General features: G+C 72.6%; 7 protein-coding genes, 1 pseudogene and 1 riboswitch. Of the genes and pseudogenes, 7 read left to right on the top strand and 1 reads right to left on the bottom strand.

The window, feature by feature from the left end; translation table 11 throughout:
* The first annotated feature begins 41 nt into the window (after nt 1-41).
* The 6 genes from ACFDTC_RS01710 (at nt 42) to cobF (ending at nt 4,996) form a co-directional block, all read left to right on the top strand.
* A complete protein-coding gene (locus tag ACFDTC_RS01710; protein ID WP_375257182.1) occupies nt 42-404 on the top strand; it encodes a cobalamin biosynthesis protein in 363 nt (120 codons plus the stop codon).
* Complete coding sequence (gene cobM / locus ACFDTC_RS01715) at nt 401-1,210, top strand: precorrin-4 C(11)-methyltransferase (protein WP_375257136.1); 810 nt, start codon at nt 401-403, stop codon at nt 1,208-1,210. Before ACFDTC_RS01710 ends, cobM begins: the two co-directional genes overlap by 4 nt.
* Nucleotides 1,203-2,519 carry a cobyrinate a,c-diamide synthase gene (locus tag ACFDTC_RS01720; RefSeq protein WP_375257137.1) on the top strand — a complete coding sequence of 439 codons (1,317 nt, stop codon included), beginning with the start codon at nt 1,203-1,205 and terminating at the stop codon, nt 2,517-2,519. Before cobM ends, ACFDTC_RS01720 begins: the two co-directional genes overlap by 8 nt.
* Nucleotides 2,516-3,235 carry a uroporphyrinogen-III C-methyltransferase gene (cobA, locus tag ACFDTC_RS01725; protein WP_375257138.1) on the top strand — a complete coding sequence of 240 codons (720 nt, stop codon included), beginning with the start codon at nt 2,516-2,518 and terminating at the stop codon, nt 3,233-3,235. The genes ACFDTC_RS01720 and cobA overlap by 4 nt, the downstream gene beginning before the upstream one ends.
* Before the next feature lie 36 nt (nt 3,236-3,271).
* A riboswitch (cobalamin riboswitch) is annotated at nt 3,272-3,453 on the top strand.
* Between the two features lie 54 nt (nt 3,454-3,507).
* Nucleotides 3,508-4,182, top strand: a complete 675-nt coding sequence (locus ACFDTC_RS01730) for an energy-coupling factor ABC transporter permease (protein ID WP_375257139.1) — start codon at nt 3,508-3,510, stop codon at nt 4,180-4,182.
* A 79-nt stretch (nt 4,183-4,261) separates the two neighbouring features.
* Nucleotides 4,262-4,996, top strand: a complete 735-nt coding sequence (gene cobF, locus ACFDTC_RS01735; RefSeq protein WP_375257140.1) for a precorrin-6A synthase (deacetylating) — start codon at nt 4,262-4,264, stop codon at nt 4,994-4,996.
* Here the strand turns inward: cobF and ACFDTC_RS01740 are convergent.
* Nucleotides 4,993-6,264, bottom strand: a complete 1,272-nt coding sequence (locus tag ACFDTC_RS01740) for a flavin-dependent oxidoreductase (RefSeq protein WP_375257141.1) — start codon at nt 6,262-6,264, stop codon at nt 4,993-4,995. The genes cobF and ACFDTC_RS01740 overlap by 4 nt on opposite strands.
* 189 nt (nt 6,265-6,453) lie before the next feature.
* On the opposite strand from ACFDTC_RS01740, the pseudogene ACFDTC_RS01745 reads away from it, so the two are divergent.
* A pseudogene (locus ACFDTC_RS01745) lies at nt 6,454-6,677 on the top strand (type 1 glutamine amidotransferase domain-containing protein); the annotation flags it as partial.

The raw sequence follows: 6,677 nt of genomic DNA on the forward strand, positions 1-6,677 counted from the left end.
TGGAAGGCCGCCTACCCGATCGTGCAATGGAGCGTCACGCTGTGATCGTCGCGGGGTTCGGGTTCCGCGCGGCCGCGACCGCCGACAGCCTGCGCGACGCGCTGGCCCGCGCCGGCAAGGACGCCGACGCACTGGCCACCGCCGCCGACAAGGCCGACGCGCCCGCGTTCACGGACTTCGCGCGGACGCTCGGCCTGCCCGTCCACGCCATCGCCCCGGACACACTCCGCGCGCAGCACACGCTCACCGCCTCGGCCGCCTCGCGCGCCGCCCGCGACACGGGTTCGGTCGCCGAGGCCGCCGCCCTCGCCGCCGCCGGTCCCGGCGCGCACCTGCTTGCACCCCGCGCGATCTCGGGCGACAGGATGGCCACCTGCGCGCTTGCCATCGGAGGCACCCAGTGAAAGTGCATTTCATCGGCGCCGGTCCCGGCGCGCCCGACCTGCTGACCCTGCGCGGCCGCGACCTGATCGCGTCCTGCCCCGTCTGCCTCTATGCCGGTTCGCTGGTGCCCGAGGCGGTGCTGGACCATTGCCCGCCCGGCGCGCGGATCGTGAACACGGCCCCCATGGACCTCGACGCGATCATGGCCGAGATCAAAGCCGCCCGCGACGCAGGCCACGACGTCGCCCGGCTGCATTCCGGCGACCTGTCGGTCTGGTCCGCGATGGGCGAGCAAGTCCGCCGCCTGCGCGCGCTCGACATCCCCTTCACCGTCACGCCCGGAGTGCCGTCCTTCTCGGCCGCCGCCGCCGCGTTGGAGGCAGAACTGACACTCCCGGGCCTCGCGCAATCGGTGGTGCTGACGCGCACGCCGGGACGGGCCTCGTCGATGCCCGAGGGCGAGACGCTGACCAACTTCGCCGCCACCGGCGCCACGCTGGCGATCCACCTGTCGATCGGGAACATCGCCCGCGTGGTGGCCGACCTGACGCCCGCCTACGGCCCCGACTGCCCCGTCGCCATCGTCTTCCGCGCAAGCTGGCCCGACGAGCGCATCATCCGCGGCACCCTGTCGGACATCGAATCCCGCCTCGACGACGGCATCACCCGCACGGCGCTGATTCTCGTCGGTCCCGCGCTGGCCGGCGAAGGCTTCGACGAAAGCCGGCTCTACGCCGCGGATTACGACCGCCGCTACCGGCCCCAGACCGCCGACAGCCCCTGGGCCGGCTGGACGCCCGAGACCGAGGGCAAGAAGAATGGCTGACATCCCCGGCCTGATGATCTCGGCCCCCGCCTCGGGGACCGGCAAGACGACCGTGATGCTGGGCCTGCTGCGCGCGCTGGCCGAGGACGGGCTGACCGTCCAGCCCTTCAAGTCCGGCCCGGACTACATCGACCCGGCCTTCCACCTCGCCGCCAGCGGGCGCGCGTCCTTCAACCTCGACGGCTGGGCGATGGGGCCGCACCTGTGGGGCGCCATCGCCGCGCGCGCGCAGGGCGCCGATCTCTGCATCGCCGAGGGGTCGATGGGCCTTTACGACGGCGTCGCCACGCGCGGACAGCAGGGATACGGGTCGAGCGCCGAAACCGCCGCCGCGATGGGCTGGCCGGTCGTGCTGGTGGTCGACGTGGGCGGGCAGGCGCAATCGGCCGCCGCCACCGCGATGGGCTTTCGCGACTACGCGCCCGAGTTGCCCTTCGCCGGCGTGATCCTGAACCGCGTCGCCTCGCCCCGTCACGAACGGCTGGTGCGCGCCGGCATGGATCGCGCGGGCATTCCCGTGCTCGGCTCGCTGCCCCGGCGCGGCGACCTCGCGCTGCCGGAACGCCACCTCGGCCTGATCCAGGCGGTCGAGCATCCCGACCTCGACGCCGCCATCGCGGGCTACGCAGCGTTCCTGCGCGACCATGTCGACCTGTCGGCAATCCGCGCGGCGGCAGCGGGTGGCGCCCTGTCCGCGCCGGGCGCCCTGCCCGACCCGCCGGTGCAGCGCATCGCCATCGCGCGCGACGCCGCGTTCAGCTTCACCTATCCCCACCTGCTCGAGGGCTGGCAGGCGAAGGGCGCGCAGATCCTGCCCTTCTCGCCGCTGGCCGACGAGGCGCCGGATACGGACGCCGACATCGTCTGGCTGCCCGGCGGCTACCCGGAACTGCACGCAGGCCGGATCGCGGCCGCCACGACCTTCATGGGCGGCCTGCGCCGCCACGCCGAAACCCGCCCCGTGCACGGCGAATGCGGCGGCTACATGGTTCTGGGCGCGGCGCTGATCGACAAGGAGGGCGCGCGGCACGAAATGGCCGGGCTGCTCGGCCTCGTCACCAGCTACGAAAAGCGCAAGTTCCACCTGGGCTATCGGCGCGCCGTGCTGCATTCGGCGCTGCCCGGCCACGCGCCCGGCACCGCGCTGCGCGGGCACGAATTCCACTACTCGACCATCCTCGACCAGCCCGACGCGCCGCTGGCGGCGGTGGCGGATGCCGACGGCAACCCGGTGCCCGAGACCGGCTCGGTCCGCGGGCACGCGTCCGGCACGTTCTTCCACCTCATCGCCGCCGAGGAGGCACCATGACAGGGTTCATCAGCTTCGTCGGGTCCGGCCCGGGCGACCCCGAGCTTCTGACGCTCAAGGCGGTCGACCGGCTGAAGCGCGCCGACGCGGTGCTGTTCGACGACCTCTCCTCGGGGCCGATCCTGGAACACGTGCGGCGCGGCGCCGACCTCGTGGGCGTGGGCAAGCGGGCGGGCCGCGCCTCGCCCAAGCAGCACCACGTCAGCCGCCTGCTGGTCGACTACGCGCAGGACAACGCCCGCGTCGTGCGGCTGAAATCCGGCGACAGCGGCCTCTTCGGCCGGCTCGAGGAGGAACTGACGGCGGTGCGCGAGGCCGGCATCGACTTCGAGATCATCCCCGGCGTGCCCTCGGCCTGCGCGGCGGCGGCGGCGGCGGGCATCCCGCTGACCCGCCGGCTGACCGCGCGGCGCGTGCAGTTCGTCACCGGCCACGACGTGACCGGCGCCCTGCCCGAGGACGTCAACCTGGACGCGCTGGCCGACCCCCATGCCTCGACCGTCGTGTTCATGGGCAAGCGGACCTTCCCGGCGCTGCTGGCCAAGCTGATGGCGCGCGGCCTGCCCGGCGACACCCCCGCGATCCTGGCCGAGGCGGTCAGCACCCCCGACCAGCACGTGTCGCGCCACACCGTGGCCGCGCTGGCCGAAACGCTGTCGGCCGAGATCGGCAACAAGCCCGCGCTGATCCTCTACGGGCCGCTCGCCGACGCCTGAGCGTCGCATTTGACCTTGAGCGAAACGGGCCGTGCTGACACAGTGAATGCGTGCGGTGTCGCGCAGGCGACACTGGGAACCGGGTGAAATTCCCGGGCTGCCCCCGCAACTGTAAGCGGTGAGCGCCGAGGCATATCCACTGGCCCCCAAGGGCTGGGAAGGACCGAAGGCGCATCGACCCGCGAGCCAGGAGACCGGCCGCACGCCAACAAGGCCCGAACGGGCCATCATTCCCGCTGCCGGAGGGGCAGCACCATATGGAAGGGACAGACATGCATATCGAACCGGGCGTCGTCGACGCGGCCAAGATGGGCCTCGCCGTCACCACTGCCGCCGGCGCCATCGGCTATACCGCCAAGCTCGCCCTAAGCGAGCTGCGCACCGCAAAGGGCACCACGCTTGCCCTGCGCGCGGCCGCCGCGACCATCGGCACCTTCGCCTTCTTCGAGATCCTGCCGCACTTCCAGGCCGGCGTGTCCGAGGTGCACTTCATCCTTGGCACCACGCTGTTCCTGCTGCTGGGCGCGGCACCGGCGGCCATCGGCCTGATGCTGGGCCTGCTGCTGCAGGGCCTCACGCTGGCGCCCACGGACCTGCCGATGTTCTTCGTGAACGCCACCACGCTGCTGGTGCCGCTCTTCGCGATGACCGCGCTGGCGCGCCGCGTGATCCCGGCGGACACCGCCTATGTCGACCTGCGCTACACCGACGTGCTGAAGCTTTCCGCGACGTACCAGGGCGGCGTCGTCGCCTGGGTCGCCTTCTGGGTGTTCTACGGCCAGGGCATCGGCGCCGAAAGCGCGGCCTCGGTCGCGACCTTCGCGGCGGCCTACTCGGTCGTGCTGCTGGTCGAGCCGATCGCCGACCTCGCGGCGCTTGCCGGCGCCAAGGCGCTGCGCGGCCGCACCGGCGGCTTCCTCTCGCCCCGCCTGCACGCCGCGGCCTGATCGCCCGACACGCACCCGCCCGGGCCTTCCGTCGAAGGCCCGGGCTTTTCTTTGCGCCGCTTCCTGTTCGGAGCCTTCCTTGATCCGCGATCTCTGGCTCATCGGCATCGGCACCGGCTCGCCCCGGCACGTGACGCTGGAGGGCGCGCAGGCCCTGCGCGACGCCGCCGCGATCCTTCTGCCGCTCAAGGCGGGCAAGGACGATCTCGCCCATCTGCGCCGCCGAATCCTCGACGCCAGCGGCAGCACCGCGCGGATCGTGCCCTTCGACTATCCCGTCCGCGACGAGAGCCTGCCCTACCAGGACCGCGTCGCCGCCTGGCACGACGAGATCGCGCGCCGCTGGCAGGCGGCGTTCGACGCGCCCCCGGACGGCCCCGTAGCACTGCTGGTCTGGGGCGACCCATCGCTCTACGACAGCACGCTGCGCATCGCCGAGCGGCTGGAGCCGCGCCCGCGCGTCCGCGTCGTGCCCGGCATCACCGCGATCCAGGCGCTGACCGCGGCGCACGCGATCCCGCTCAACACCGTGAACGGCCCCGTGACGATCACCACCGGCCGCCGGCTGCACGACGAAGGCTGGCCGCCGGGCGCGGACACGATCGTCGTCATGCTGGATGCCGAATGCCGCTTCCGCGACCTCGACCCGGCCGGCCTGCACATCTGGTGGGGCGCCTACCTGGGCAGCGAGGACCAGATCCTGCGCAGCGGGCCCGTCGCCGAGACAGCCGACGACATCCTCGCCACCCGGCAAGCCGCGCGCGAGCGTCACGGCTGGATCATGGACACCTATCTGCTGCGCCGCGCGCCCTAGACCTCCGCGCGCGCCGGGATCGTCGGCGGCGCCGCGTTCAGCGTGTCGATCGCCAGGCCCGCCGCGCTCTTGTAGCCCGCCATGAAGGCCGCGCGCTCCTCGGGCGAGACGACCGAGTCGATGTCGTCGAACACGCCGCCGCAGCGGTCGTCGAGCAGGTTCAGCAGCCCGAACGGCCCCGCGCCCCGGTTGCGCAGCACCAGTCGCGAGATCGGCCCGCAAAGCTGCGCGTCGTAGGCCGACAGCGCCCGCGGCGTCACCCCGTGGCGCAGCATCTGCGCCCCCAGCACGCGCGCGTCGACGATCGCCTGGCTCGCCCCGTTCGAGCCCGTGGGATACATCGCGTGCGCCGCGTCGCCCATCAGCGCCACCGGCCCGTCCACCCAGGTGTCGACCGGGTCGCGGTCGATCATCGGGTTCTCGTAGGCGGTCTCGGCGCCCGACAACAGCGCCGGCACGTCCAGCCAGTCGTAGCGGTAGGCGTCGAAGTGGTGCAGGAAGGTCGACACCGGCACCGCGCGGAACCAGCCCTTGTGCGGCCAGGTGCCGTCGCCCTCCACCGTGACTTCGGCGATCCAGTTGAGCAGCGACAGCCCATCGGCATCCGGCCCCGAGATCGGGTAGATCACCATGCGCTGGCTGTGCGTCCCCAGCCCCACGAACGACGACGCGGTCCGCGGCGCCCGCGCGCGCACCGTGCCGCGCCACATCAGCGCGCCGCCCCAGTGGATCGGCGGCTGGTCGGGGTGCATCTGCGCCCGCACGGCCGAGTGGATGCCGTCGGCGCCGACCAGCAGCCGGCCGCGCAGCGTCTCGACGCCCGCGCCGCCCTCGACCGCCGCCTCGACCCCGGCATCCGTCGCGCGATAGCCGGTGACCCTGGCGCCCAGCCGCACCGCGCCCTTCCCCGCGCGCGCCACCAGCGTGCGGTACAGCAGCATGTGGAACGCCCCGCGATGGCAGGCGATCTGCGGCCAGGCATAGCCCGCATCGCGGCCGCGCGGCTCGGCATAGACCTCGCGGCCGTTGAGGCCCACCAGCGCCCATTCGCGGATCGGCAGGCCGACGCCGTGCAGCGCGTCCTCGTCCAACCCGAGGTCGATCAGTTCACGCACCGCATTGGGCTGCAGGTTGATGCCCACGCCCAGCGGCCGCATCTCGGACGCCGATTCGATCACCGTGAAAGGCACCCCGATCTGGTGCAGCGTCAGCGCCAGCGTCAGCCCGCCGATGCCGCCCCCGGCGATGATCACCCGTTCGTCCTGCATGCCGATCCTCCCCTTTTTCGCGCGCGACTTTGCCAGCCCGCGCCCGCGCAAGGCAAGACCGCACGCCTGCGTCACGAAGATATGCCCGGCGCGTGCGGAACGCGACCGGCCGGCGCGTCGTAGACCCTGTGAAGGACGGCGCGGATCGCGCGCCGGCAAACGACAAGAACAACGAAAGGACCGCGACCGATGAAGATCCTGATGATCCTGACCTCGCACGACACGCTGGGCGACACCGGGCGCCCGACCGGCTTCTGGCTCGAGGAATTCGCCGCCCCCTACTACGTTTTCCGCGACGCGGGCGCCGAGATCACGCTGGCCTCGCCCGCCGGCGGCCAGCCGCCGATCGACCCGGCCAGCGACGCCGACGACGCGCAGACCGACGCCACCCGCCGCTTCAAGGACGACGCCAC

Source organism: Citreimonas sp. (genome assembly GCF_042096055.1).
Classification (GTDB): domain Bacteria; phylum Pseudomonadota; class Alphaproteobacteria; order Rhodobacterales; family Rhodobacteraceae; genus Citreimonas.